Here is a 24,192-nt window from a genome sequence, read left to right as displayed (position 1 = left end):
GCGTCTAAAGCGCGCGCAGATCCGGGATCCATACCGCGTGATTTGTCGATTGCCTTCGGTAGCAGTACCGAACTTCGAGTGTTCGCCAAACGAGGCGCGGTGGTTATGGGTCCCGGCCTTCGCCGGGACGACAACTGTGTATGAGGCGAGAGCTGAGCGCCTCACCCATTCCGGAACGCATACGCATACCCGTTCAGCGCAGGCGCGCCGCCGAGATGGGCGTAGAGGATCTTCGCGCCCTTCTCGAAATAGCCTTTCTTCGCAAGATCGATCAGGCCCTGCATCGACTTGCCCTCGTAGACGGGGTCGGTGATCATGCCTTCGAGACGTGCGGTAATGCGGATCGCTTCCTTGGTTTCTTCCGACGGCACGCCATAGGCGGGATAGGCGTAGTCCTCGATCAGCACGACGTCATCGGCGACGAGCTCCTTGCCGAGCTCGACGAGCTTGGCCGTGTTCTGCGCGATCTCGAGCACCTGAGCCTTCGTCTGGCTAGGGGTGAACGATGCATCGATGCCGATCACCTTGCGGGCGCGGCCGTCGGCGGCGAAGCCGACCAGCATGCCGGCATGGGTCGAGCCGGTGACGGTGCAGACGACGATGTAATCGAACTTAAAGCCGAGCTCTTTCTCCTGCTTGCGGACTTCCTCGGCGAAGCCGACATAGCCGAGGCCGCCGAATTTGTGCACGGAGGCGCCGGCGGGAATCGCGTAAGGCTTGCCGCCCGCCGCCTTCACCTCTTCGATCGCCTGCTCCCAGCTCTTGCGGATGCCAATGTCGAAGCCGTCATCGACCAGGCGCACGTCGGCGCCCATGATGCGCGAGAGCATGATGTTGCCGACGCGGTCATAGACCGCGTCCTCGTGCGGCACCCAGGCTTCCTGCACCAGACGGCACTTCATGCCGAGCTTGGCGGCGACCGCCGCGATCATGCGGGTGTGGTTGGATTGCACGCCGCCGATCGACACCAGCGTGTCGGCGTTGGACGCGATCGCGTCCGGAATGATGTATTCGAGCTTGCGCAGCTTGTTGCCGCCATAGGCAAGGCCCGAATTGCAGTCCTCACGCTTGGCATAGACCTCGACCTGGCCGCCGAGATGTTTTGACAACCGCTCCAGCTTCTCGATCGGTGTCGGGCCGAAGGTGAGCGGATAGCGCGCGAATTTTTCCAGCATCATGGGTCATCCCGATTGGCGTTAGTGTCCGGGGAAGGGAACTAGCATCGCTCTGGGAAAATGTGCTCTCGAATATTGCGTCAATTTTGCATGTTTTCTTGCGGATTATGCGCTGTTGAGTATGATTTGTTCCGAACAAGCGCTTATAATTGGAAGCTTCTTCCATGTCCGCCCGGCTCGACCGCATCGACCTTAAGATATTGCGATTGCTGCAGAATAACGGCCGGCTCAGCAACGCCGAGCTGGCCGAAACCGTCGCGATCAGCCCCGCCACCTGCCATCGCCGTACCCAGCGCCTGTTCGAGGATGGTTTCATTGCGACTGTGCGCGCCATGGTGGCGCCGAAGAAAGTGGCAAAGGGCACGCTGGTGATGGTCGGCGTCGTGCTCGATCGCTCCACCCCGGAGAGCTTTGCCACCTTCGAACAGGCGATTGCAAAACTGAAGTTCGTGCTCGACTGCCATCTCGTCGCTGGCGATTTCGACTATTTCCTCAAGATCCGCGTCGGTGACATGGAGGACTTCAACCGCATCCATGGCGAGCAGCTCATCGCGCTGCCCGGCGTGCGCCAGACCCGCACCTTCTTCGTGATGAAGGAGGTCGTCGACAACGCGCCGCTGGAGTTTTGAACGGTCAGACCTCGCAATGCGTCGATCAGGGACGTCGTCACAGCAACTTCACTTGCCTTGCACAGGCTTGCCGGTGACGGTTGCGTCTTCTCAACGAGGAGACCTCACCGTGCGCCTTCCCATTCTTGATCCGAAAGACCTGAGTGCCGAACAGAAGCCGCTCTATGACGACATGCGAGCCGGCATCAAGGACCACTTCAAGGGTTTTGTGAACATGCGCGAGGACGGCGCGCTGCTCGGCCCCTGGAATCCCTGGATCCGCGAGCCGCGCTTCGGCAAGCCGGTGTGGGAGCTGGTCAAGGCGATCGCGTCGAACCCGCTGCTGCCGGCGCCGGTGCGCGAGGTCGCCATCCTCGTCACCGGCTCGCATTTCCGTTCCGGCTACGAGCTCTACGCCCATGTGCTGGTCGCCGAGCAGCGCGGCCTGTCGGACGAGAAGCTCGCGACCATCGTCGCCGGACAGCGGCCGGTCGATCTCACCAGGCAGGAGGCCGTCGCCTATGACGTGGCGTCCGCGCTGGTCGGCGGCGGCGTTCTGCCGGAATTGACCTGGCGCGCCGCCGTGAAGGAGTTTGGCGAGCACGGCGCGGCCGAACTCTCCTACCTCGTCGGCGTTTACTGCATGGTCTCGGTCACGCTCAACACGTTCGACGTGCCGGTGCCGGACTAGCTTGCCACATTTGCGCTTCTGGACCGGGCGGAAGCGGAGCGCTACCTTGTCGCACGAAACAAGACAGGGCAACAGGAAATGACAGCCATGAAAACGTCACGCCGCATCTTGCTCACTGGACTGGCGGGGCTCGTCGTCGCCCCGACCGCAGCGGTAGCCGCGCCGCAGCTTGCCACGGACGACGCCACCGTTGCCGAAGAGCGCTTTGCGCGCATGATTGCAGCAGCCCATGCGCCTGACGTTGCTGGTGCGCGCCAGGCCGAGCGTTATGCGAACGCGCATTGGCCTGAGTACGTGACCGCGGCGCGTGCGGTGATCGGCGCCAGGGTGTGATGCTGCTTTTTTCGTCCACAACGGGATGAGGGGAAAGACCTCATCTCGCAACCGCGCGCCTGACCTGCTCGCCGATCTGCGATAGCACGAGCTGCGCCTGCGGCAGGATCGCGCCCATGGCGTGGAAATTGTGGACCATGCCGTCGTGGCAGACATGCTCGACGACGACGCCCGCGGCGAGCAGCTTGCGGGCATAGGCATTGCCTTCGTCGCGCATCGGATCGAACTCGGCGGTGTGGATGATCGCCGTCGGCAGGCCTGTGAGCCGCGTCGCGCGCAGGGGTGAGATGCGGGGACTGGCGGCATCCAGGCCGCCCGGCAGATAGTCGGCGAGATCGGCTTCGATGGTGGCGCGATCGATCAGATGACCCTCGGCGAATTCCTCGCGCGAAGGCGAGGTCTCTTCGAAATCCAGCACCGGGCAGATCAGGCATTGCGCGACGATGGAGAGGCCTGCGTTCTGAACCGCCTCCTGGCACACGATCGCAGCCAGCGTGGCGCCGGCAGAATCGCCGCCGACCACCAGCCGTTCGGCATCGATGCCGAGTGTTGGTGCTTCGCGCGCGACCCACTCGGTGGCGGCAACCGCGTCGTCGACGGCGGCGGGAAATTTGTGCTCGGGCGCGAGCCGGTAGTCGACCGAGACGAGGCGGCAGCCGGTCGCATGCGCCAGCGCTGCCGCGATGCGGTCATGCGTGGCAATGCTGCCGGCGACGAGGCCGCCGCCGTGAAAGAACACGAAGCCCGGCGCGCGTTCACCGGCGCTTGCGGGCGAATAGAGGCGATAGGGCAGCTCGCCGCCAGGGCCGGACAGCATGCCGTCGGATGTCGTCACATCCGGCGCATCAGCTCGCGCGAACTGCATCAGCTTGGTCAGTGACTGCCGCCGTGCATTCACGCTCGGCCGGCTTCGTGCCTGCGGCGCGGCGGCAGCCATCATGGTCAACAAGCGCTTTGCGAGTGGATCGAGCGGCATGGATCTCTCGTTCTCCCACAAGGGAAGAGGGTAACTCACCATCTTCCCGCAGGGAATCATTTAGAAATTATGACCAATAGTGCCGCTATAATGCGGCATCACGCCAAGGGGAGGCCGGTCATGGCCGAGATCAAGAAGCCCATCGAATATTCGCCGAGCTGGACCTTCTTCGAGGGCAAATGGCACGACGGCAATGTGCCGATCATGGGCCCGCGCACGCATGCGGCCTGGCTCGGCTCGATCGTATTCGACGGCGCGCGCGCGTTCGAGGGTGTGGCGCCCGATCTCGACCGCCACGTCGCCCGCGCCAATCAATCGGCGGTCAATTTTGGCCTGAAGCCGGTGGTCGATACCGACACCTGGCTCACGCTCGCGCGCGAGGGCATTGCGCGCTTTGCGGCCAATGCCGAGCTCTATGTCCGTCCGATGTATTGGGCGCAGAACGGCTCGGGCGGCGGCGTGCTGTTCGACCCCGAGACCACCAATTGGTGCCTGTGCATCTACGAGGCGCCGATGCCAAAACCCGTCGGCAACGCCATCACGCTGTCGCCGTTCCGCAGGCCCACCGCCGAATGCGCCCCGGTCGAGGCCAAGGCCGCCTGCCTCTATCCGAACAATTCGCGCGCGCTCGCCGAGGCCGCCTCGCGCGGCTTCCAGAACGCGTTGATGCTCGACATGCTCGGCAACGTCGCCGAGTTCGGCAATTCCAACGTGTTCATGGCCAAGGACGGTGTGGTCTACACGCCGGTGCCCAACGGCACATTCCTCAACGGCATCACGCGCCAGCGCGTCATCAGCCTGCTTCGCGGCGACGGCATCACCGTGGTCGAGAAGACGCTGCGCTATGCCGATTTCCTCGCCGCCGACGAGATCTTTTCATCCGGCAATTTCGCCAAGGTCGCGCCGGTTGTCCGCATCGACGAGCGCGAGCTGAAGCCGGGCCCGTTCTACACCCGGGCGCGAAAACTCTATTGGGATTTTGCCCATGCGGTGAAGCTGGCGGCTTGAGCTGCGAGCTCCGTCATTGCGAGCGCAGCGAAGCAATCCAGAATCTTACCGCGGACGCAGTCTGGATTGCTTCGCTGCGCTCGCAATGACGAATTGCGGAAGCACCGCGAAGCTACGGGCCGGAGCGTGCGCGGGGCCACACCTTAAGCAGCCCGCCGCCGAAACCGGCTGAACTGAAACGCCTGCGTCGAATCCCACGGCGTGCGATGCGTCTCGCGGCGCGTTTCGATCAGTTCGAACTCCGCCCCCAACTCCGCCAAAAGGCTCGCGCTGTCATGGCGCTGCACCGGCAGACCGCTGCATTTCTCCGGGCCGTCGGGCGCGAACGTCGCGATGATGACGTGGCCGCCAGGCGCAAGTGCTGACCGCAGGCGCTCGACATAAGCGGCCCTGTCGCGGGATTCGGTCAGGAAGTGAAACGCCGCACGATCGTGCCATAGATCGTATGTCTTTGCCGGGCGCCATGTCGTGGCGTCGGCAACGATCCACTCGACCGCTGACGCGGCGGCGCCGAGTCGCTTCTTCGCTACGTCAAGCGCGTTGCTGGAGAGATCCAGCACGGCGACGTTGCGATGTCCGTCCTGCAACAGAGCATCGACGAGCCGCGATGCGCCGCCGCCAATGTCGATGATGGCGGCCTCGGGGTCTAGGTTTGCTGCTCTGATCATCGCGAGCGAGGTCGTCGGGCTGCTCTGAAACCAGCTGACCTCGGCCTCGCCCTTGGTGGCGTAGACGTTGTCCCAATACGCGCTTCGATCGGACATGGTGCGTCCTCCGGCTTGCGGAAGGCCGGGAAGGAAGGACCTACTCGTCCTTCTTCGACATCCGCTCGAGGCGTTCCTGCATTTCCTTCATCTGCTGGCGCAGATCGTCGATGTTGCTGTCCTTCGGCGCCTCGGCATTTGCATCGGGCTCTGGCTCCGCGCTGGCCGCGGGGCGAGGCGCGGCGAACGGCTTGAACATCGAGAAGGTCTGCTGGAATAGCTCCATGTTGCGGCGGACCTGCTCCTCGAGCGGAGCAAAGGGTGTGCCGGACAGCGTGTTGGCGATCTGCTTGCGGAACTTCTCCTGCTCCTGGGTCAGGGTCGCGATCGACTGTTCCAGATATTTCGGCACCACCATCTGCATGCTGTCGCCGTAGAAGCGGATGAGCTGGCGCAGGAAGGTGGTCGGGAGCAGGTTCTGGCCGGCCTTGTTCTCCTGCTCGAAGATGATCTGGGCGAGCACGGAGCGGGTGATGTCGTCGCCGGTCTTGGCGTCGTAGACCAGGAAATCTTCGCCGTCCTTGACCATGGCGGCGAGGTCCTCGAGCGTCACATAAGTGCTCGTTCCGGTATTATAGAGCCGGCGGTTCGCGTATTTCTTGATGGTGGTGGGTTGGTCTGATTTCGCCATGGGCTCTCACTTGCAAGCGCGGAGAACAGGAACCCGACGGGCAATGCCGCAGGGCGGGAAGAGTACGCAACGCAACAAAATAAGCATTTTCAAAGGGGTCACGCTACCGTTTTGTGCGCCACGGTTAATCGGGCAGCAAAAACGTGCTTGCGAAAGCGCCAAGAACACTATTTTGAATGCGCTGCGGCATGAATTCGGTCTCCGGCCGATTGACATGCCGCAACGACGTTAACAGGATGCCGTCCGAGACTGGCGAGCCGTTTTCCCAGCCCCGCCTGCCCCCAATCAACCTCAGGAGATGCCCATGTCAGACGATGTCGTCATCGTCAGCGCCGCCCGCACCCCGGTCGGAAGCTTCAACGGAGCGTTCGCGACCCTTCCCGCCCATGATCTCGGCGCCATCGCCATCAAGGCGGCGCTGGAGCGCGGTGGCATCGAGCCCGGCCGCGTCTCGGAAGTCATCATGGGTCAGATTCTGACCGCCGCTCAGGGCCAGAACCCGGCCCGCCAAGCCTCGATCGGCGCCGGCATTCCGGTGGAGAGCCCGGCCTGGGGCGTCAACCAGCTCTGCGGCTCCGGCCTGCGCACCGTCGCGCTCGGCTACCAGGCGCTGCTCAACGGCGATTCCGAGATCGTGGTCGCCGGCGGACAGGAGTCCATGAGCATGGCCCCGCACGCCCAGCACCTGCGCGGCGGCGTCAAGATGGGCGGCCTCGAATTGGTCGACACCATGATCAAGGACGGCCTGTGGGATGCCTTCAACGGCTATCACATGGGCAACACCGCTGAGAACGTCGCGCGGCAGTGGCAGATCACCCGCGCCCAGCAGGACGAGTTCGCGGTCGCCTCGCAGCAGAAGGCCGAGGCCGCGCAGAAGGCCGGCAGGTTCAACGACGAGATCGTTCCCGTCACCATCAAGACCCGCAAGGGCGACGTCGTCGTCAGCGCCGACGAATATCCGCGCCATGGCGCGACGCTCGACGGGATGGCCAAGCTCAAGCCGGCCTTCGAGAAGGACGGCACGGTCACCGCGGGTTCGGCTTCCGGTATCAATGACGGCGCTGCCGCCGTGGTGCTCATGACCGCGAAGCAGGCCGCCAAGGAAGGCAAGAAGCCGCTTGCGCGCATCGCGTCGTGGGCGCAGGCCGGCGTCGATCCGAAGATCATGGGCTCGGGCCCGATCCCGGCTTCGCGCGCCGCGCTGAAGAAGGCCAGCTGGAGTGTCGGCGATCTCGACCTGATCGAGGCCAACGAAGCTTTTGCGGCGCAGGCTTGCGCCGTCAACAAGGACCTCGGCTGGGACACCTCCAAGGTCAACGTCAATGGCGGCGCGATCGCAATCGGCCATCCGATCGGTGCATCCGGCGCGCGTGTGCTGGTGACACTGCTGCATGAAATGCAGAAGCGCGATTCGAAGAAGGGCCTCGCCACGCTGTGCATCGGCGGCGGCATGGGCATCGCGATGTGTCTGGCACGCGACTGAGGAAAGCCTGACATGTAACTGACGCGTGCGCTGCACACGCGACTGAGTGCGTTGCACGCGATTAAAAAGGCGGCGGTTGCAAATCAAATATTCTTCGCAACTGCGCATGCCTCGACTAAAGAGAAACGCCCGGCTCATGCCGGGCGTTTTGTTCTTGATGTCCGTCAAACCTCCCGCATAATCCGCAGTTAAAAAACGATCGCGTCAGAAACGTCCGAAGAGTCCAAGGGAAGGAATACGATATGGCACGTGTTGCATTGGTCACGGGTGGTACGCGGGGCATCGGTGCTGCGATCAGTAAGGCGCTGAAGGCGGCCGGCTACAAGGTTGCGGCGAGTTATGCCGGCAATGATGCTGCGGCGGAGAAGTTCAAGGCCGAGACCGGCATCGCGGTCTACAAATGGGACGTCAGCAGTTTCGACGCCTGCGCCGAGGGCGTGAAGAAGGTCGAGGCCGAGGTCGGCCCGATCGACGTGCTCGTCAACAACGCCGGCATCACCAAGGACGGCGCCTTCCACAAGATGAGCCTCGAGCAGTGGAATGCTGTGATCGGCACCAATCTCGGCTCGCTGTTCAACATGTCGCGCCAGGTCATCGAAGGCATGCGCGGCCGCAAGTTCGGCCGCATCATCAACATCTCCTCGATCAACGGACAGAAGGGCCAGTTCGGCCAGGTGAATTATTCCGCGGCGAAAGCCGGCGAAATCGGCTTCACCAAGGCCTTGGCGCTGGAGAACGCCAAAGGCGGCGTCACCGTGAACGCGATCTGCCCGGGCTACATCAATACCGAGATGGTGCAGGCGGTGCCGAAGGACGTGCTGGAAAAGGCGATCCTGCCGCTGATCCCGATCGGCCGTCTCGGCGAGCCCGAGGAGATCGCACGCGCCGTCGTGTTCCTCGCCGCCGACGAGGCCGGCGCCATCACCGGCTCGACGCTGACCGTCAACGGCGGCCAATACATGGTGTGATGCGTCGGCATCACGCGGACTGATATTGGCAACATCGCCATGCCCGGGCTTGTCCCGGGCATTTGTCCATGCACTGTCATTCCTGGGCGCCGCGACAGCGGCGAACCCGGAATCTCGAGATTCCGGGTCCGGCGCTACGCGCCATCCCGGAATGACGAGGCCTTCCACAATGACTCCCCGCACCGCGACGCTGATCGGATTGACCGCGATCCTGATGTGGTCGCTGCTCTCAGTGATGACGGTGGCGACCGGAAAGATTCCGGCATTCCAGCTCGCCGCGATGACCTTCGCGATCGGCGGTCTCGTCGGCCTGCTCACCTGGATCGGCCGCCGCGAGGCGGCGAACAGCCTGCGCCAGCCGCTCGTCGTCTGGGTCGTCGGCGTTGGCGGCCTGTTCGGCTATCACGCGCTCTATTTCCTCGCGCTGCGCTTCGCGCCGCCGGCTGAAGCCGGCCTCTTGAACTATCTCTGGCCGCTGCTGATCGTGCTGTTCTCGTCCTTCCTGCCGGGCGAGCGGCTGTTCCTGCATCACATCATCGGCGCCGTGCTCGGTCTCGTCGGCACCGTTCTGCTGTTTGCCGGCAATAGCAGCGGCTTTGCGCCGGGGGCGGTGCCGGGACTGGTCGCGGCTTTCATCGCCGCTTTCGTCTGGGCGAGTTATTCGGTGCTGTCGCGGCGATTGAAGACGGTGCCGACCGATGCGGTCGCCGGATTCTGCCTCGCGACCGCGGCGCTCGCCGCGCTGATGCATGCAGCGCTCGAGACCACCGTCTGGCCGGAGACCACGCTGCAATGGCTTTCCGTGGTCGCGCTCGGCATCGGTCCCGTCGGTGCTGCTTTCTACAGCTGGGACATCGGCATGAAGCGCGGTGACATCCGCGTGCTCGGCGCCGCCTCCTACGCGACGCCGCTGCTCTCCACCGGCTTCCTCATCGCCGCGGGCTTTGCAAAGGCCAGCGCCAACATCGCCATCGCCGCCATCCTGATCGCCGGCGGCGGCCTGATCGCGGCGAAGGACATGGTGCTACGGAAGCGATGATTGTCATTCCGGGGCGCGCGAAGCGCGAACCCGGAATCCATCTATCCGCGTCATTGGTGCCGAGATGGATTCTCTGATGCGCAACTGCGCATCATAGTTCGCCGCTTGCGCGGCGCCCCGGAATGACTGTGTGGAGCTACGGCTCCCAGCCCTGTGGCGCGAGCTCGAAGGTCGCGAACTCGAACGCGGGCGCGACGGTGCAGCCGACCAGGGTCCACTCGCCGGTCGTCTCCGCCATCTGCCAGGCATTCGCCGGCACGATCGCCTGCGGCCGCTGGCCGCTGACGAGGTCCGTGCCGAGCTGCACCTCGTGCTGGGAGCAGCCGTCATGCGCGATGCGTAGCGTCAGCGGGCTGCCGGCGTAATAGTGCCAAGTCTCGACCGCATCGATGCGATGCCAATGCGAGCGCTCGCCGCGCGCGAGCAGGAAGTAGATCGAGGTCGAGCGCGAGCGTCCTTGCGCGTCGGTCGCTTGGTCGCGAAACGTCTCGCGGTAGTGCCCGCCTTCGGGATGCGGTCGGAGTTCGAGGCGGGCGATGATCTCGGCTGCGGTCGGCATCGGTCCCCGTCAGGACTTGTTCTTCAAGATTTGTTCTTGCGCTCGCGCAGCTCGCCGAACACCGCGGCGGCATCCGCGCCCTTCATGTGCAGCCTGGCCGCAACGGAGGGCTCGTCGGCGCGCAGGAAGACGTTTGCACGCTTCTCGTCGCCGAGCAGCACGGGAATGGTCGGTTTGTTCTCGGCCCGGAGCCTCGCGACCTCCGCCGCGCGGGCCTGGAGCGCCGCATTGTCAGGGTCGACGGTGAGCGCGAACTTGACGTTGGATGCCGTGTATTCGTGGCCGCAATAGAGCTTGAAGTCGTCGGGCAGGGCCCGCAGCTTCAACAGCGAATCCCACATCATCGGATAGTTGCCTTCGAACACGCGGCCGCAGCCGATCGAGAACAGCGTGTCGGCGGCGAACACGGTCTTCTCATTGTCGAACACGTAGGAGACGTGGTCGAGCGTGTGGCCGGGCGTCTCCACGACGCGCGCCAGCAGGTTGCCGATCTTGACCACGTCGGCATTGGCGACGCGCAAATCGACGTTGGCAATCTTCGTGGTCTTGTCATGCGGCGCGACGACGCGGCAATTGAATTTCTGCTTGAGTTCGGCGACCCCGCCGACATGATCGCCATGATGATGGGTGATCAGGATGTCGGTGAGTTGCCAGCCCTCGCGCTCCAGCGCCTTGAGGATGGGACCTGCCTCGGGCGCGTCGATCGACGCCGTCGCCTTGGTTTCCACATCGTGGATCAAATAACCGAAATTGTCGTTTAAACAGGTGAAAGTACGAATTTCGGCGGCCATGACATCTCCATCGCGCTCAGCCCCGCCAGACAAATATGGCGTTAACGTTGCGCAGGCAATGCAATATTCCGCGCGCGGTAGCGGCCTTACGCGTGTTACATTGCCGTCATGACCATCGACGTCGTCGACCTCCGCGAGTTCTATTCCCGCCGCCTCGGGATCGTGGCGCGGCAAATGATCAATCGCGGCATCAGGCAGCGCTGGCCGGGCGCCGAGGGTCAGCGCGTGCTCGGCATCGGCTACCCCACGCCCTATCTCGGACTGTTCCGCGAGGATGCCGAGCGCTGCATCGCGTTCATGCCGGCGGCCCAGGGCGTCCTGAAATGGCCGACGGGGCGGCCGGCGCTGGCCTCGCTGGTCGACGAGTTCTCGCTGCCGCTTCCTGACGCCGCGGTCGACCGCATTCTCCTGGTTCATGCGCTGGAGATGTCGGACGATCCGGCTGCGCTGCTGCGCGAAGTCTGGCGCGTGCTGGCGCCGTCCGGCCGCGTCATCGCGGTGATCCCGAATCGGCGTGGGGTGTGGACGCGCACCGACAGCACGCCGTTCGGCCATGGGCGGCCCTATTCGCGCTCGCAGATCACCGAGCTGCTGCGCCAGACCTGGTTCACGCCGACGGCCTGGGGCGAGGCGCTGTTCATGCCGCCTTACGCCGGCGGCTGGGTGTTGAAATCGGCGCAGATGTGGGAGCGGGCCGGCGCGGCGCTGTCACTGCCTTTTGCCGGCGTGCACATCGTCGAAGCCACCAAGCAGGTCTACCGCGCCATCCCCGCCAAGCGCGAGCGGGCACGGCTGATTCCCTCATTGGCGAAGCCCGTGCTGGTGCCGTCCTCGACGACGGTGACACGGAGCTGAGCCATCGGCGTTGCCGCGAAGACGGTGCGCGCCCTCTCCCGCTTGCGGGAGAGGGGTGGGGATAGGGTGCCTCCGCAGAGAGATTCGCCAAGAGGAGAGAGCCCTCACCCGGCGCTTCGCGCCGACCTCTCCCGCAAGCGGGAGAGGTGCAATTCAGCCAACGCGCATCGCCAAAAACAAATCGTCCCGGCGTGGCCGGGACGATGCAGTTCACGAAATCGGAAGAAGCTTACTCGCCGGTCGCGAGATCGTCGCTGGACGCGACCGGGGCGGCTTCGCGCTCGGGACGCGGGCCATGCGGCCGGCGACGCCGCCGCGGATAGCGCTCGCCACCGCCGCCGCCACCCTCGAAACCGCCCTGGCCGCCATTCGCGCCGACATTCACTTGCGGCTGCGCGCCGGTGATGAAGGAGGGCAGGCGATCGACGCTGCCGGCATCGGAGATGACGGGCTGCGGCTGATTCTGCGGCTGCGGCTGATATTGCGGCTGCGGACGATGCTCGCGTTCGCGGTGCTCGCGCGGCTGCTGCTGATCGCGCTGATAGGGCTGCTGGTTGTCGCGCGGCTGATGATCGCGCTGATGGTGATCACGCTGGCCATCGCGGTCGCGCATGAAAGGCTGCTGCGGCGGCTGCGGGACGAAGCCCGGCTCCTGGCCAAAGGCCGAGAAATTCTCGCCATCGTCCTCGCTGTCATCGCTGCTGGCGATGGGCTCGTCACCGCGCGGCTGCTGCTGGTTCTGGCGGAACTGCTCCTGGGCGGCCGCGATCAGGCGGAAATAATGCTCGGCATGCTGGTAGTAGTTCTCGGCCGCAACGGGGTCGCCGGAGGAGCGCGCATCGCGCGCGAGCTGAAGATATTTTTCAGCGATGTGCGAAGCCGTGCCGCGGATCTTGATGTCGGGCCCGTTGGACTCGAAGACCCGGGTCATCGGGTTCTGGCCGCGCCGGTTGTTGTTGTTATTGTTGTTGCGGTTGCGCATCCGCTGCTTGTTCTGACCGTTTCTCATGTCCTGCCTTTAATTCCAGCCCTAAAGGTTGCACGCATTACTGATTGCTCGGAGTGACCTGGTGACAGCGGTTCACGATTCTCGCACGCACCGCGTGCAAGAGCAGCCTGAACCCTGCCGATGTTCGTCGACCGTCGCGTTCAACAAAGACGCGTTCCCCACCCGCCAGCATTCATTGCCAGCGAACCCATTCATATCGCCTGCCGAAACAGGCCCAGCTTTCTTGCGTAAGTCTTCAAGCGCAATAGGCTTTCGTTCACGTTGCGGTCGGAGAGCAGCGCAGCTCCACTGGCCATCGCGCTCAACAGGACCTGCGGCTTGGAACCTATAATCAGTAAAGCTCTCGCCCGAGAGCCCGGCTTTCGCCCGTAGGTCTACGGGGCCGGCACCGATGTGTTGACCGAAACGTAGTCGTTCCCACGGGATATTCCAAGAGGTTTTTACAGGCCAATCCGGCTTTTATGGGGGCATTTTTCGGGCCGAAACGGCCCGCGGAATGCCCGCCAGATCGGCCTTGGGTGGCCTATCCGGCACTAACGCGGCAGCCGCCATCAAGGTTTCAATATTTCGGGCCTGGCCCTGTCCGGCCTCGACGATCAGCGCGCCCCCGGGGGCGAGGCGTTCGCTCGCCTGCGGGATCAGGGCGCGATAGGCGTCGTATCCGTCATTGCCACCGTCGAGTGCCAGATGCGGATCGTGCTCGCGCACCTCGATGCTCAATTTCGGGATTTCGGCCGAGGGAATATAGGGCGGGTTCGATACGATGAGATCGAACGGGCCCGAGAGCGCCGCCGCATAGGAGCAGGCGACGAAGGCGGCGCGGTCGGCGAGGCCGAGAGCCCTGGCATTGTCCCTGGCGGTGGCGAGCGCGGTCAGGCTGAGGTCGGTGCCGACGCCGAAGGCATCAGGAATTTCGTGCAGCAGCGCAAGCAGGATCGCGCCGGATCCGGTGCCGACGTCGGCGATGCGGGGTGGATGAGATGCCTTCTGCTCGCGAAAGATTTCGAGTGCGAGCTCGACCACGGTCTCGGTATCGGGACGCGGGACCAGGGTCGCTTCGGACAGGCGAAATGGCAGCCCCCAGAATTCGCGTGTGCCGAGAATGCGCGCCACCGGCTCGCCGGCGATGCGACGCTGTAAATGCTGTGCGAGCCGCGACGCCTCGGCTTCCGTGAGGGGGCGGGCGGCCTGCGCGATCAGGCCAGTGAGGTCGAGGCCGAGCGCCGCGCCGAGCAGGATGCGGGCATCGAGCTCAGCTTCGTCGAGCTGGGCCGATCTCAATTGCGTGGCCAGCGTGCGCCGCGCGCTCTCGATCGATTGTCCGGTGAAGGGATTGCTCACGCGTTAGGCCGCCGCGCCCTGCGCGGCGAGCTGCGCGGCCTGGTGCTCTGTGGTCAGCGCGTCGATCAGCTCGCCGAGTGCTTCCCCCGCGATCACCTGCGGCAGCTTGTAGAGCGTCAGATTGATGCGATGGTCGGTCACGCGCCCCTGCGGGAAGTTATAGGTGCGGATGCGCTCGCTGCGGTCGCCGGAGCCGACCTTCTCCTTGCGCTCGGCCGAGCGCGCGGCGTCGACGCGCTGGCGCTCGGCGTCATAGATGCGCGAGCGCAGAATGTTCATGGCGGAGGCGCGGTTCTTGTGCTGCGAGCGGCTGTCCTGCATCATCACCACGATCCCGGTCGGGATGTGGGTGATGCGGATCGCCGATTCGGTCTTGTTGACGTGCTGGCCGCCGGCGCCCTGCGCGCGCATGGTCTCGATGCGCAGATCCTCGTTCTTGATGTCGACGTCGACATCCTCGACCTCCGGCAGCACCGCGACCGTCGCCGCGGAGGTGTGGATGCGCCCCTGCGTCTCCGTATCGGGCACGCGCTGCACCCGGTGCACGCCGGATTCGAACTTCAGCTTGGAGAACGCGCCGCGGCCCTGCACCTCGGCGATGATCTCCTTGTAACCGCCGACGGTGCCTTCGCTGGCCGAGATCACCTCGACCTTCCAGCCCTGAAGGCTGGCGAAGCGCTCGTACATCCGGAACAGATCGCCGGCAAACAGCGAAGCCTCGTCGCCGCCGGTGCCGGCGCGGATTTCCAGCATCACGTTGCGGTCGTCCATGGCGTCCTTGGGCAGCAGCGCGACGCGGATCTTCTGGACCAGCTCCTCGATCCTGGCCGTCAGGTCGTCGCGCTCTGCTTCCGCCATGCCGCGCATCTCGGCATCGGTCGCGGGATCGGCGATCAGGGCTTCGGTATCGGCGAGCTCCTTGACCGCGGAACGATAGGTCTTCACCGCCTCGATCAGCGGCGTGATCTCGGCGAGCTCGCGCGTGATCTGCACATAACGGTCGGAGGCGAGCTGGCCCAGCGATTCGGCCTCGAGCGAGGCGTGATGCGCGAGCAGAACGTCCAGTTTGGCTTCGGGGAGTGACGACATCGGTACAGTCTCAAATGGGCGGACGGAGGCGAGGGGAGCGGAAGCGGCGCAGGCCCGCTACAACGCCAGGCCTTCGGCCTCGGCAAATTCCGTCAGCTTCTGCCGGATCGCGACGCTGCCCGCAGGCGCGTCCAGCAACGGGCCAAGCATCGCCTCGGCCTTTTTGGCGTCGAGGTCGAGCACCATCGCCTTGACCGGGCCGAGGGCGGTGGCCGAGAGCGACAGCGAACGATAGCCCAGTGCGATCAGCGCCAGCGCGCCGATCGGCTTGGAGGCCATTTCGCCGCAGAGCGACAGCGACTTCTTCGCCGCATGGGACTTGCGTGCGATGTCGCGCAGCGCGCGCAGGATCGGCGCCGACATCGTGTCGAAGCGCTCGGAGACTTTTGCGTTGCCGCGGTCGACCGCGAACAGGAACTGGAACAGATCGTTGGAGCCGACCGAGATGAAGTCGACCTTCTTCAGCAGCTCGTCGAGCTGATAGAGCAGGGCCGGCACCTCGACCATGGTGCCGATGTCGATTCTTTCAGGCAGCGTGTGGCCGTGCTGGCGCAAATATGTGAGCTCGCGCTCGACCAGCGCCTTCGCCGCATCGAATTCGGCGACCTCCGAGATCATCGGGAACATGATGCGCAACGCGCGGCCGCCGCCGGCACGCAACAGCGCGCGGATTTGGCCGCGCAACAGGCCGGGACGATCGAGCCCGAGCCGGATCGCGCGCCAGCCGAGCGCGGGATTCTCCTCGATCACCGCTTCCATGTAGGGCAGCGCCTTGTCGCCGCCGATGTCGAGGGTGCGGAAGGTGACGGGCTTGCTGCCGGCCGCATCCAGCACGGTGCGATAGAGCGCGAGCTGGTCGCTGGTGCGCGGCAGGCTCTGGCCGACCATGAATTGCAATTCGGTGCGGAACAGGCCGATGCCGGCACTGCCGGTGTCGTCGATATGCGGCAGGTCGATGGCCAACCCAGCGTTGATCATCAGTTCGACCTTCTGGCCGTCCTTGGTAACGCAAGGCCGATCGCGCAGCGCCAGATACTGCGCCTGGCGGCGGGCGCGGAAGCGCACGCGCTCGGCGAAGGCGGCCTCGATCTCCTGCGAGGGGCGCACATAGATCGAGCCCGACGTGCCGTCGACGATGATGGCGTCGCCGGGATCGGCGATGCCAGGGGCGTTCGGAACCTCGCCGACCGCAGGGATTCCGAGCGCCCGCGCCACGATCGAGACGTGGGAATTGGCGGTGCCTTCCTCCAGCACGATGCCGCGCAGGCGCTTGCGGTCGTAGTCGAGCAGCGCCGCCGGGCCCATCGCACGGGCGATGACGATGGCGTTGTCGGGCAATTGCTCGCGTGAAGGCGCGTGGTCCTGGCCGACCAGCTGTCGCATCAGGCGGTAGCCGAGATCCTCCAGGTCGTGCAGGCGGTCGCGCAGATACGGATCGGTCGAGCGCAGCATGCGCGCGCGGGTGTCGGACTGCACGCGCTCGACGGCGGCTTCCGCGGTGAGGCCGGTGGCGACCGCCTCGTGCAGCTTGTGCGACCAGCCCTGGTCGTTGGCGAACATGCGGTAGGCTTCCAGCACGTCGCGGTGCTCGCCGCCGTCGGCGACGTCGCCGCGCTCCAGCATGCGGTCGAGATCGGCGCGCAGCTTGGCGAGCGCGGTGTCGAGCCGCTTGATTTCCTTCGGCAGATCCTCGGCGATGTAGTCCTTGATCACCACGCGCGGCTCGTGCAGCACGACATGGCCGAGCGCGATGCCTTCCGACAGGATGGCGCCGACCTTCTGCGCAGAATGGCGCGCGGCAGGCTCCTGGCCCGGCTGGGCGAGCGCGGACAGTTCGCCGGAGGCAATCAGCTCTGCCAGCACCATGGCGGTGGTCTGGAGCGCCTCGAGCTCCTCCTCGACATAGTTGCGCTTGGCGCGGTTCTGCACCACCAGCACGCCGAGCGTGTTGCCGGCCCGCAGGATCGGCACGCCGAGGAAGGAGTGGTAGATTTCTTCGCCGGTCTCGGGGCGGAACGAGAAGGCCGGGTGGTTCTGCGCATCGCTTAAGTTGAGCGGCGTCGCCTCGCTGGCGACGAGGCCGACCAGGCCCTCATGGGCGCTAAGCACGGTGTGGTGCACCGCCTCGCGGTTGAGACCCTCGGTGGCGTAGAGCTCCAGCGTATTGTCGATGCGCAGCACATAGACCGAGCACACCTCGGCCACCATGTTGGCGGCAATCAGCACCACGATCTTGTCCAGCCGCTCCTGGGCTGAGACCTGCTCCGCCATGGTTTCGCGGAGCCGTCTCAACAAGACGCGGGGACCTCCCGACGCGCTCCGCATGTACCGTCAATCTCCTCCGTCTGCCGGGCCCCGAAGGGCCGTCGGCGGCTCGCCCGGAAATCCAGAAAAACAACAAGCTTGTTCGTCCGGCGCCGGCCCTGGTGGTTGCCAGAGCCGAATCGGCATCGCCTCAACTGGGGCACAGTATCTGGCAGCCCACCCTGTCCGCCTATAGCGAATTGGGGCTTGTTTTGCCAAGCAAAACGCCTGCCAAACGCGAATGTGTGGACACCTTCGCGTTTGCTGCGACCGCTAACAGAAAATTCGCCTAAGTCTGATCGAGGCCGTAGAGCGTGTGCAGGGTGCGCACTGCAAGCTCGGTATAGGCGGTGTCGATCAAAACCGAGAATTTGATCTCGGAGGTTGTAATGGCCCGGATGTTGATATTCCGTCCGGCGAGGGCCGAGAACGCCTGGGCGGCGACGCCGGCATGGCTGCGCATGCCACTGCCGATCACCGAAATCTTGGCGACGTCGGTGGCGGTATCGAGCCGGGCATAGCCGATCTTGGCCTTGGCGGCGGTAATCGTGTCCTTGGCGCGGGTGTAGTCGGCGGCCGGCACCGTGAAAGTGAGGTCGGTGGTCTTGCCGTCCTCCGAGACGTTCTGCACGATCATGTCGACGTTGATGTTGGCATCCGCCAGCGGGCCGAAGATCGAGGCCGCCACGCCCGGCTTGTCCTCGACCTGGCGCACCGAAATCTGGGCCTCGTCCTTGGAGAAGGCGATACCGGTGACGACGTGGCTTTCCATGATCTCCTCCTCGCTGCAGATCAGCGTGCCGGGCGGCTGGTTGGCATGCGGGTCGATATCCTCGGGCTTGTCGAAGCTCGAGCGGACGAAGATCGGCATGTTGTGGACCATGCCGAGTTCCACCGAGCGGACCTGGAGCACTTTGGCGCCCTGGGAGGCCAGTTCCAGCATGTCTTCGAACGCGATCTTATCAAGCCTCTTGGCCTTCGGCACGATTCGCGGATCGGTGGTGTAGACCCCGTCGACATCGGTGTAGATATCGCAGCGGTCCGCCTTGACGGCGGCGGCGATCGCCACGGCCGAGGTGTCGGAGCCGCCACGGCCGAGCGTGGTGATGCGATCCGTATCTGGGTTGATACCCTGGAAGCCGGCGATGACCGCGACCTCCTTGCGTTCCCTAAAGCGCTTGATGATCTCGCTGCCGTCGATGTCCTCGATCCGGGCCGAGGCATGAGCGTCGCTGGTCTTGATCGGGATCTGCCAGCCCTGCCAGGAGCGGGCCTGGATGCCCATGCCCTGCAGCACGATGGCAAGCAGGCCGGACGTCACCTGTTCGCCGGAGGCGACGACGGCGTCGTACTCGCGCGCATCATGCATGGGCGAGGCCTCGGTGCACCAGGCCACCAGCTCGTTGGTCTTGCCGGACATCGCCGAGACGACCACGGCCACTTCATGGCCGGCGTCGACCTCACGCTTCACATGGCGCGCGACGTTGCGGATACGTTCGATGTTGGCGACGGACGTGCCGCCGAATTTCATCACGAGGCGGCTCATGACGACGCGTGCATTCCCTCATAAGGATCAGTATGGTGACCGCACCGGACGGGTGCCTCGCGGATACCGACCGCGCGTATACAGAGCGGCGGGGCCGGGGGCAAGCGGGTTCCTGCGGGGGCAGGGTGCGGAGGTAGTGGGTTAACCGAGGCCATGGCGCGTTATATCGACGAGATCCTGCAACCGGGCGAGCGGGTGCTGTATTCGACCAATGCGCACTGGATCTTTTATTTTCCGGCCATCGTGGCCTGGATCGTAACGTTAGCCCTGCTGATCCTGTCGCGGCAGGTCACGGCCGACGGGCTCGTTTTGCTTTGCCTTACAGCCGCGGGTCTCGTGGCTCTGGCGGCCCTGTACTGGACCATCAAGGGCTGGTTCCATCGCTTCACCACCGAAACCGACGTCACCAACCTCCGGGTCGTGCACAAGACCGGGTTCATCAAGCGCCGCACCTTCGAGATGGCGCTGGACAAGGTCGAGAGCGTCGACGTCGACCAGACCATTCTTGGACGGATTCTCAATTATGGTGATGTGACGATTCGCGGCGTTGGCGAGGGAATCGAGACGATCAAGACCATCGCCTCGCCGCTCGCCTTCCGTAGTTCGATCACCACGCGGTAGGACCGCGCGTAACCATGAGCATGCAGCAAAATACTTCCGCAACCGCCACCGCCCAGCCGGGTTCGACCGTCGACGCCGCGGAGATCGCGAAATTCTCAAAACTCTCGGCGGAGTGGTGGGACCCCAGGGGCAAGATGGCGCCGCTGCACCGGATCAATCCGCTGCGGCTTGGCTATATCCGTGACGCCGCCTGCCGCAAGTTCGAACGCAATGTGCGCAGCCTCAGCTGCCTCGGCGGCCTGCGCGTGCTCGACATCGGCTGCGGCGCCGGCCTGCTCTGCGAGCCGCTGTCGCGCTTGGGGGCGCAGGTCATCGGCATCGATCCTTCGGCCAGCAACATCGCCGCCGCGAAACTGCATGCCGACAAGAGCCATCTCGCGATCGACTACCGCTGCACCATCGTGGAAGAGATCGATCCGCGCGAGCGCTTCGACATCGTGCTGGCGATGGAAGTGATTGAGCACGTCACCGACGTCGGCGTCTTCCTGAAGCGCTGTGCGGCGATGCTGAAGCCGAACGGTCTGATGGTGGTCTCGACACTGAATCGGAATTGGAAGAGCTTCGCACTCGCCATCGTCGGCGCCGAATACGTCCTGCGCTGGCTGCCGCGCGGCACCCACGAGTGGAACAAGTTCGTCACTCCCGATGAGCTCACAAAATACCTGCTCGACAACCGCCTCGTCATCACCGAGCAGACCGGCGTCGTCTACAGCCCATTCGCTGACAAATGGACCCTCTCCTCCGACATGGACGTGAACTATATGGTCGTGGCGGAAGGGATGGTGTGAGGGGTTGAGTAGGGTGCGCTGCGAACACAAAAACGGTGTCGTCCCGGCCTAGTGCGCAATTGCGCACTAGGCCGGGACGACGGCGGAGCGTGTGGCGAAAGCATCGCTCCCATGACTTGCGCGTGATTGACCTGCTTCGCCGCTAGCGGCACGTTGCCGCAATCTTCCCTGCTCCCCATCCCACCCCCATGTTCACCATCGCCAGCCTCTGGATTCCCTTCACCATCATTGCCGCGCTCGGGCAAGTCGCGCGCAATGCGATGCAGCGGTCGCTGACGAAGCCGCTGGGGACGTGGGGCGCGACCAACATCCGCTTCCTGTTCGGCTTCCCGTTCTCGCTGCTGTTTCTCGCGGTGGTGCTGGTCGCCACCGGCGATCATGTCGGCATGCCGCCGATCGTGTTCTGGCCGTGGCTCTTACTCGGCGCACTCAGCCAGATCGTTGCCACCGGGCTGATGCTGCTCGCCATGAACGACCGCTCCTTCGTGGTGACGACGGCCTACCTCAAGACCGAAGCGATCCAGACCGCGATCTTCGGCTTCGTCTTTCTCGGCGATCACCTGACCTGGCTGAAGGTGCTGGCGATCGTGATCGCGACCGTCGGCGTCGTCATCACGGCGCTCCGGCCCGGCGGCGAGAAAAGCTTTGCGGAATTGAAGCCGACCATCACGGGGCTCGTCGCCGCGGCGGCCTTCGCGCTCTCCGCGGTCGGCTTTCGCGGCGCCATCATCACGGTGCCGGGCGTGTCGTTCGTGACGGCCTCGTCGTTCACACTGGTGCTCGGCCTGTTCGTGCAGACGCTGGTGCTGACGATCTATCTGCTCTGGCGCGCGCCAGACGTGTTGCGGGGCATCCTTGGAATGTGGCGGCCGTCGATGCTCGCGGGCTTCACGGGCGCCTTCGCCTCGCAGTTCTGGTTCCTGGCGTTCGCGCTCACGGCGGCCGCCAATGTCCGCACGCTCGCTTTGATCGAGGTGCTGTTCGCGCAAGCCGTGGCTTATTTCTCGTTCAAGCAGCCGATCGCGCCGCGCGAGCTTGCAGGCATCGCGTTGATCGTGGTTGGCGTGGCTGTGCTGGTAAGGGTTTAGTTCCGGTCTTCCGGCAGCACCGGCAACGGTGACACCTCGATGCCTTCGTCGATCAGCGACTTGGCTTCGTCAGGCGAGGCCTCGCCATAGATCGGACGGTGCTCCTTGTCGCCGTAGTGCATGGCGCGGGCTTCGTTGGCAAAGCGCTCGCCGACATTGTCGGCGTTCTTGACGATGTGATCGCGCAGCTCCTTCAGCTTCGTGCGCAGCTCTTTCTCCTGCGCCATCAGCAGCGAGGTTGGTCCTGACGGCGCAGCCTCGGGCGCAGGCGTGGCGCTCGCCGTGGCCTCCGCTGGCGGCGTAGCGCGGCCGCGCCCCTTCTTGCCGACGATGCGCGGGGCCATGATCGCCTTGTCGACCTTGGCCGAGCCGCAGATCGGGCAGGTCACGAGCTTGCGCTTCACCTGTGAATCGTACGCGGACGAACTCTGAAACCAGCTTTCGAAAGCGTGGTTCCGGTCGCAGTGCAGTGCGTAGCGGATCATGCCGATCCCCGTACGAGATGCAGATGGTCCGGCCCGGCCTTGGCGTCGGCGACACCGAAGCGGCGGCCGTGCTGGAGCGAGGGAATCGCCCGGCGAGCCGTCTCGACCTTGGCTGGGTCGACCTTGGCCATGATGACGCCGGGCTCGACGCCGCCCTCGGCGAGGATCTCGCCCCAGGGGTCGATGATCAGGGAGTGGCCGTAGGTCTCGCGCTTGTTCTCGTGCAGGCCAGCCTGCGCCGCGGCGAAGATGAAGCAGCCGGTCTCGATCGCGCGCGAACGCAGCAGCACGTGCCAATGCGCTTCCCCGGTCTTGCGGGTGAAGGCCGAGGGTACGGTGATGAAGGACGCGCCGCTCTCGGCCAGCGCGCGGTAGAGCGCGGGGAAACGGACGTCATAGCAAATCGTCAGACCGACGCGGCCCCAGGGCAGGTCGGAGATCACGGCGGTCTCGCCCGGCTGGTAATTGGCGGATTCGCGATAGCTCTCGCCGTCCGGCAGCTCGATGTCGAACATGTGGATCTTGTCGTAGCTCGCGAGCACGTTGCCCTCGGGCCCGATCAGGAAGGAGCGGTTGACCGCCTTCTCAGGCGAGAATCGGAGCGCGAGCGAGCCGACATGGATGTGGATTCCGAGTTCCGCTGCGAGGGCCCGATATGCCTTCAGAGAGGTGTCGTCCTCTTCGCTCTGAAGATGCTCGAACAACGCCTTGCGGTTCAGCTGCATCATGTTGCTGACTTCGGGCGTCTGCACGTAGTCGGCGCCGTCCGCCGCCGCCTGCCGGATCAGCTTGGTAGCCTGCTCAAGGCTCGGGCCGGGCATTAGGCCGGTGCGCATCTGCACCATGGCGGCGGTGAAGGTCCGATCCTCGCTCATGAGACGGCCTTGATACTGTCGAGCATGCCGTCGAGCTTGCCTTCGCGGTCGAGCGCGTAGAGTTCGTCGCAGCCTCCGACATGGGTTCCACCGATCCAGATCTGCGGAAACGTCGAGCCTTCGCCGGCGCGGCCGTACATGTCCTGGCGCCAGGACGGGTTCTTGGCAATGTCGAACTCGGTGAAGGTCGCCTTCTTGCGGCTCAACAGCGACTTGGCGGCGGAACAATAGCCGCAGCCCGGCCTCGTGTAGATCTCGATGGCAGCAGTCATCTCGTTTGGCGCTCTCATGTCATGAATTCGTTGAATTATATGGGACTTTACCGGGTCTCCACAACCCGGGCAAAGACCAGCACGTCGACCTGGGCGGCCTTGGCGCGCAGCAGGGCCCGCGCGCAGGCGTCCAACGTGGCGCCCGATGTCAAGACATCGTCGACCAGGACGATGTGGCGGCCCTGAATCTCGGCCTGACGGTCGGGGGATACCTGGAACGCGCCCTGTACATTGGTGGCGCGCTGGGCCCGCGACAGGCCGATCTGTTGCTCGGTGGCACGCACCCGCCGCAACACCTCGCCCCGGACCTCGACGCCGCTCTGCCGCGCGATGATCCGCGCCAGCGCCCCGGACTGGTTGTAGCGGCGCCGCCAGGCCCGCCGCCAATGCAGGGGAACGGGGATCAGCATGTCTGCGCCAGAGAGCAGCTCGCCGCCGGCGCGCGCCATCCAGCGGCCCATGGCGGGCGCCAAGTCGGTGCGGTCCTGGTATTTCAGCGCATGCACCAGCGTGCGCGCGACGTCGTCATAACGCACCGCGGCTCGCGCGCGCTGGTAGGCCGGCGGGCTCGCGATCGCCTCCATCGACAGCATGTCGGGACCGGGGTCATACACGAAGGGAATGCCGAGCCGCGGGCAATAAGGTCGTTCAATGAACGACAGCCGCGCCCAGCAGGAAGCGCAAACGCCCTCGCCGTCAACCGGCTCATGGCAGGACACACACTGCGTCGGCAGTGCGATATCGAGGGCAAGCCGTGCCGCCCGCGACAGCACTTGGCGGCCAGCCGTCCACGCAGCACGCAGAGGGGCGGCGAAGGATCGGGCGGGGGCGGCTTCGACTTCCATGCTGGGAAGGCTAGCGTTCCGTGCTTATCCGCTCAAGCCACGCTCTCG

Annotated in this window: 26 protein-coding genes; 11 read left to right on the top strand and 15 right to left on the bottom strand. The window is 64.8% G+C overall.

Features of this window, described 5'->3' with window-relative positions; translation table 11 throughout:
• Positions 1–161 precede the first annotated feature (161 nt).
• Positions 162–1,175, bottom strand: a complete 1,014-nt coding sequence (locus XH85_RS00405) for a 1-aminocyclopropane-1-carboxylate deaminase (RefSeq protein ID WP_128937043.1) — start codon at positions 1,173–1,175, stop codon at positions 162–164.
• A 164-nt stretch (positions 1,176–1,339) separates the two neighbouring features.
• Here XH85_RS00405 and XH85_RS00400 point away from each other — a divergent pair, with 164 nt between their 5' ends.
• From XH85_RS00400 to XH85_RS00390, 3 genes are all read left to right on the top strand, one after another.
• Positions 1,340–1,804: an Lrp/AsnC family transcriptional regulator gene (locus XH85_RS00400; RefSeq protein WP_091893785.1), complete on the top strand. Its 465-nt coding sequence runs from the start codon at positions 1,340–1,342 to the stop codon at positions 1,802–1,804.
• A gap of 109 nt (positions 1,805–1,913) precedes the next feature.
• Entirely contained in the window at positions 1,914–2,474 is a 561-nt protein-coding gene (locus XH85_RS00395; protein ID WP_164940426.1) for a carboxymuconolactone decarboxylase family protein, read from the top strand.
• Positions 2,475–2,561: 87 nt separating this feature from the next.
• Positions 2,562–2,807, top strand: coding sequence for a hypothetical protein (locus XH85_RS00390; RefSeq protein ID WP_128930271.1), 246 nt, complete (start codon positions 2,562–2,564; stop codon positions 2,805–2,807).
• 40 nt (positions 2,808–2,847) lie between these two features.
• Here XH85_RS00390 and XH85_RS00385 read toward each other — a convergent pair whose 3' ends face one another.
• Positions 2,848–3,783, bottom strand: coding sequence for an alpha/beta hydrolase (locus XH85_RS00385; protein ID WP_128930270.1), 936 nt, complete (start codon positions 3,781–3,783; stop codon positions 2,848–2,850).
• Positions 3,784–3,903: 120 nt separating this feature from the next.
• Here XH85_RS00385 and XH85_RS00380 point away from each other — a divergent pair, with 120 nt between their 5' ends.
• On the top strand, positions 3,904–4,791 hold the full coding sequence (locus tag XH85_RS00380) for a branched-chain amino acid aminotransferase (RefSeq protein ID WP_164940673.1): 888 nt from the start codon (positions 3,904–3,906) through the stop codon (positions 4,789–4,791).
• Between the two features lie 143 nt (positions 4,792–4,934).
• Here XH85_RS00380 and XH85_RS00375 read toward each other — a convergent pair whose 3' ends face one another.
• Together XH85_RS00375 and phaR are read right to left on the bottom strand one after the other, a co-directional pair.
• Entirely contained in the window at positions 4,935–5,555 is a 621-nt protein-coding gene (locus tag XH85_RS00375) for a class I SAM-dependent methyltransferase (RefSeq protein ID WP_128930268.1), read from the bottom strand.
• Between the two features lie 40 nt (positions 5,556–5,595).
• Entirely contained in the window at positions 5,596–6,186 is a 591-nt protein-coding gene (gene phaR, locus XH85_RS00370) for a polyhydroxyalkanoate synthesis repressor PhaR (RefSeq protein WP_128930267.1), read from the bottom strand.
• A gap of 304 nt (positions 6,187–6,490) precedes the next feature.
• Between phaR and XH85_RS00365 the strand changes: the two genes are divergently transcribed.
• The 3 genes from XH85_RS00365 to yddG all read left to right on the top strand — a co-directional run bounded on the left by XH85_RS00365 (position 6,491) and on the right by yddG (position 9,676).
• Entirely contained in the window at positions 6,491–7,669 is a 1,179-nt protein-coding gene (locus XH85_RS00365; RefSeq protein WP_128930266.1) for an acetyl-CoA C-acetyltransferase, read from the top strand.
• Positions 7,670–7,911: 242 nt separating this feature from the next.
• On the top strand, positions 7,912–8,637 hold the full coding sequence (phbB, locus tag XH85_RS00360; RefSeq protein ID WP_091893769.1) for an acetoacetyl-CoA reductase: 726 nt from the start codon (positions 7,912–7,914) through the stop codon (positions 8,635–8,637).
• Positions 8,638–8,806: 169 nt separating this feature from the next.
• Entirely contained in the window at positions 8,807–9,676 is an 870-nt protein-coding gene (gene yddG, locus XH85_RS00355) for an aromatic amino acid exporter YddG (RefSeq protein ID WP_128930265.1), read from the top strand.
• A gap of 136 nt (positions 9,677–9,812) precedes the next feature.
• Here yddG and XH85_RS00350 read toward each other — a convergent pair whose 3' ends face one another.
• Both XH85_RS00350 and gloB read right to left on the bottom strand, forming a co-directional pair.
• Entirely contained in the window at positions 9,813–10,235 is a 423-nt protein-coding gene (locus XH85_RS00350; protein ID WP_091893764.1) for a cupin domain-containing protein, read from the bottom strand.
• Between the two features lie 23 nt (positions 10,236–10,258).
• On the bottom strand, positions 10,259–11,026 hold the full coding sequence (gloB, locus tag XH85_RS00345; RefSeq protein ID WP_128930264.1) for a hydroxyacylglutathione hydrolase: 768 nt from the start codon (positions 11,024–11,026) through the stop codon (positions 10,259–10,261).
• A 108-nt stretch (positions 11,027–11,134) separates the two neighbouring features.
• Between gloB and XH85_RS00340 the strand changes: the two genes are divergently transcribed.
• A complete protein-coding gene (locus XH85_RS00340) occupies positions 11,135–11,881 on the top strand; it encodes a class I SAM-dependent methyltransferase (RefSeq protein ID WP_091893760.1) in 747 nt (248 codons plus the stop codon).
• A gap of 229 nt (positions 11,882–12,110) precedes the next feature.
• Here the strand turns inward: XH85_RS00340 and XH85_RS00335 are convergent, their stop codons facing one another.
• The 5 genes from XH85_RS00335 to XH85_RS00315 form a co-directional block, all read right to left on the bottom strand.
• Positions 12,111–12,890 carry a DUF4167 domain-containing protein gene (locus tag XH85_RS00335; RefSeq protein ID WP_128930263.1) on the bottom strand — a complete coding sequence of 260 codons (780 nt, stop codon included), beginning with the start codon at positions 12,888–12,890 and terminating at the stop codon, positions 12,111–12,113.
• A gap of 459 nt (positions 12,891–13,349) precedes the next feature.
• Complete coding sequence (gene prmC, locus XH85_RS00330) at positions 13,350–14,231, bottom strand: peptide chain release factor N(5)-glutamine methyltransferase (RefSeq protein WP_128930262.1); 882 nt, start codon at positions 14,229–14,231, stop codon at positions 13,350–13,352.
• Between the two features lie 3 nt (positions 14,232–14,234).
• Positions 14,235–15,320 (bottom strand): peptide chain release factor 1, encoded by a 1,086-nt coding sequence (gene prfA / locus XH85_RS00325; RefSeq protein ID WP_128930261.1) that lies wholly within the window; start codon positions 15,318–15,320, stop codon positions 14,235–14,237.
• Positions 15,321–15,377: 57 nt separating this feature from the next.
• Positions 15,378–17,645 carry a phosphoenolpyruvate--protein phosphotransferase gene (gene ptsP / locus XH85_RS00320; protein ID WP_128930260.1) on the bottom strand — a complete coding sequence of 756 codons (2,268 nt, stop codon included), beginning with the start codon at positions 17,643–17,645 and terminating at the stop codon, positions 15,378–15,380.
• 268 nt (positions 17,646–17,913) lie between these two features.
• Positions 17,914–19,170 (bottom strand): aspartate kinase, encoded by a 1,257-nt coding sequence (locus XH85_RS00315; protein ID WP_128930259.1) that lies wholly within the window; start codon positions 19,168–19,170, stop codon positions 17,914–17,916.
• A 153-nt stretch (positions 19,171–19,323) separates the two neighbouring features.
• Here XH85_RS00315 and XH85_RS00310 point away from each other — a divergent pair, with 153 nt between their 5' ends.
• From XH85_RS00310 to XH85_RS00300, 3 genes are all read left to right on the top strand, one after another.
• Positions 19,324–19,791: a PH domain-containing protein gene (locus tag XH85_RS00310; RefSeq protein WP_128930258.1), complete on the top strand. Its 468-nt coding sequence runs from the start codon at positions 19,324–19,326 to the stop codon at positions 19,789–19,791.
• Between the two features lie 14 nt (positions 19,792–19,805).
• Positions 19,806–20,579: a bifunctional 2-polyprenyl-6-hydroxyphenol methylase/3-demethylubiquinol 3-O-methyltransferase UbiG gene (ubiG, locus tag XH85_RS00305; protein ID WP_164934773.1), complete on the top strand. Its 774-nt coding sequence runs from the start codon at positions 19,806–19,808 to the stop codon at positions 20,577–20,579.
• Positions 20,580–20,767: 188 nt separating this feature from the next.
• The gene (locus XH85_RS00300; RefSeq protein WP_128930257.1) at positions 20,768–21,667 is read left to right on the top strand and encodes an EamA family transporter; all 900 of its coding nucleotides are present in this window, start codon (positions 20,768–20,770) and stop codon (positions 21,665–21,667) included.
• Here XH85_RS00300 and XH85_RS00295 read toward each other — a convergent pair.
• From XH85_RS00295 to XH85_RS00280, 4 genes are read right to left on the bottom strand one after another with little or no spacing between them, the layout of a single operon-like run.
• Positions 21,664–22,152 carry a DUF1178 family protein gene (locus tag XH85_RS00295; protein WP_128930256.1) on the bottom strand — a complete coding sequence of 163 codons (489 nt, stop codon included), beginning with the start codon at positions 22,150–22,152 and terminating at the stop codon, positions 21,664–21,666. The two genes, XH85_RS00300 and XH85_RS00295, sit on opposite strands and share 4 nt — an antisense overlap.
• Positions 22,149–23,027 carry a carbon-nitrogen hydrolase family protein gene (locus tag XH85_RS00290; protein ID WP_128930255.1) on the bottom strand — a complete coding sequence of 293 codons (879 nt, stop codon included), beginning with the start codon at positions 23,025–23,027 and terminating at the stop codon, positions 22,149–22,151. The genes XH85_RS00295 and XH85_RS00290 overlap by 4 nt, the downstream gene beginning before the upstream one ends.
• A complete protein-coding gene (grxC, locus tag XH85_RS00285) occupies positions 23,024–23,299 on the bottom strand; it encodes a glutaredoxin 3 (protein ID WP_091898955.1) in 276 nt (91 codons plus the stop codon). Before grxC ends, XH85_RS00290 begins: the two co-directional genes overlap by 4 nt.
• 47 nt (positions 23,300–23,346) lie before the next feature.
• Entirely contained in the window at positions 23,347–24,144 is a 798-nt protein-coding gene (locus XH85_RS00280) for a ComF family protein (RefSeq protein WP_128930254.1), read from the bottom strand.
• Positions 24,145–24,192: the final 48 nt, after the last annotated feature.

Source organism: Bradyrhizobium zhanjiangense, assembly GCF_004114935.1.
Taxonomy (GTDB): domain Bacteria; phylum Pseudomonadota; class Alphaproteobacteria; order Rhizobiales; family Xanthobacteraceae; genus Bradyrhizobium; species Bradyrhizobium zhanjiangense.
The sequence above is the reverse complement of the archived record's forward strand: the minus strand, read 5'-3'. Positions and strand labels throughout refer to the sequence as shown.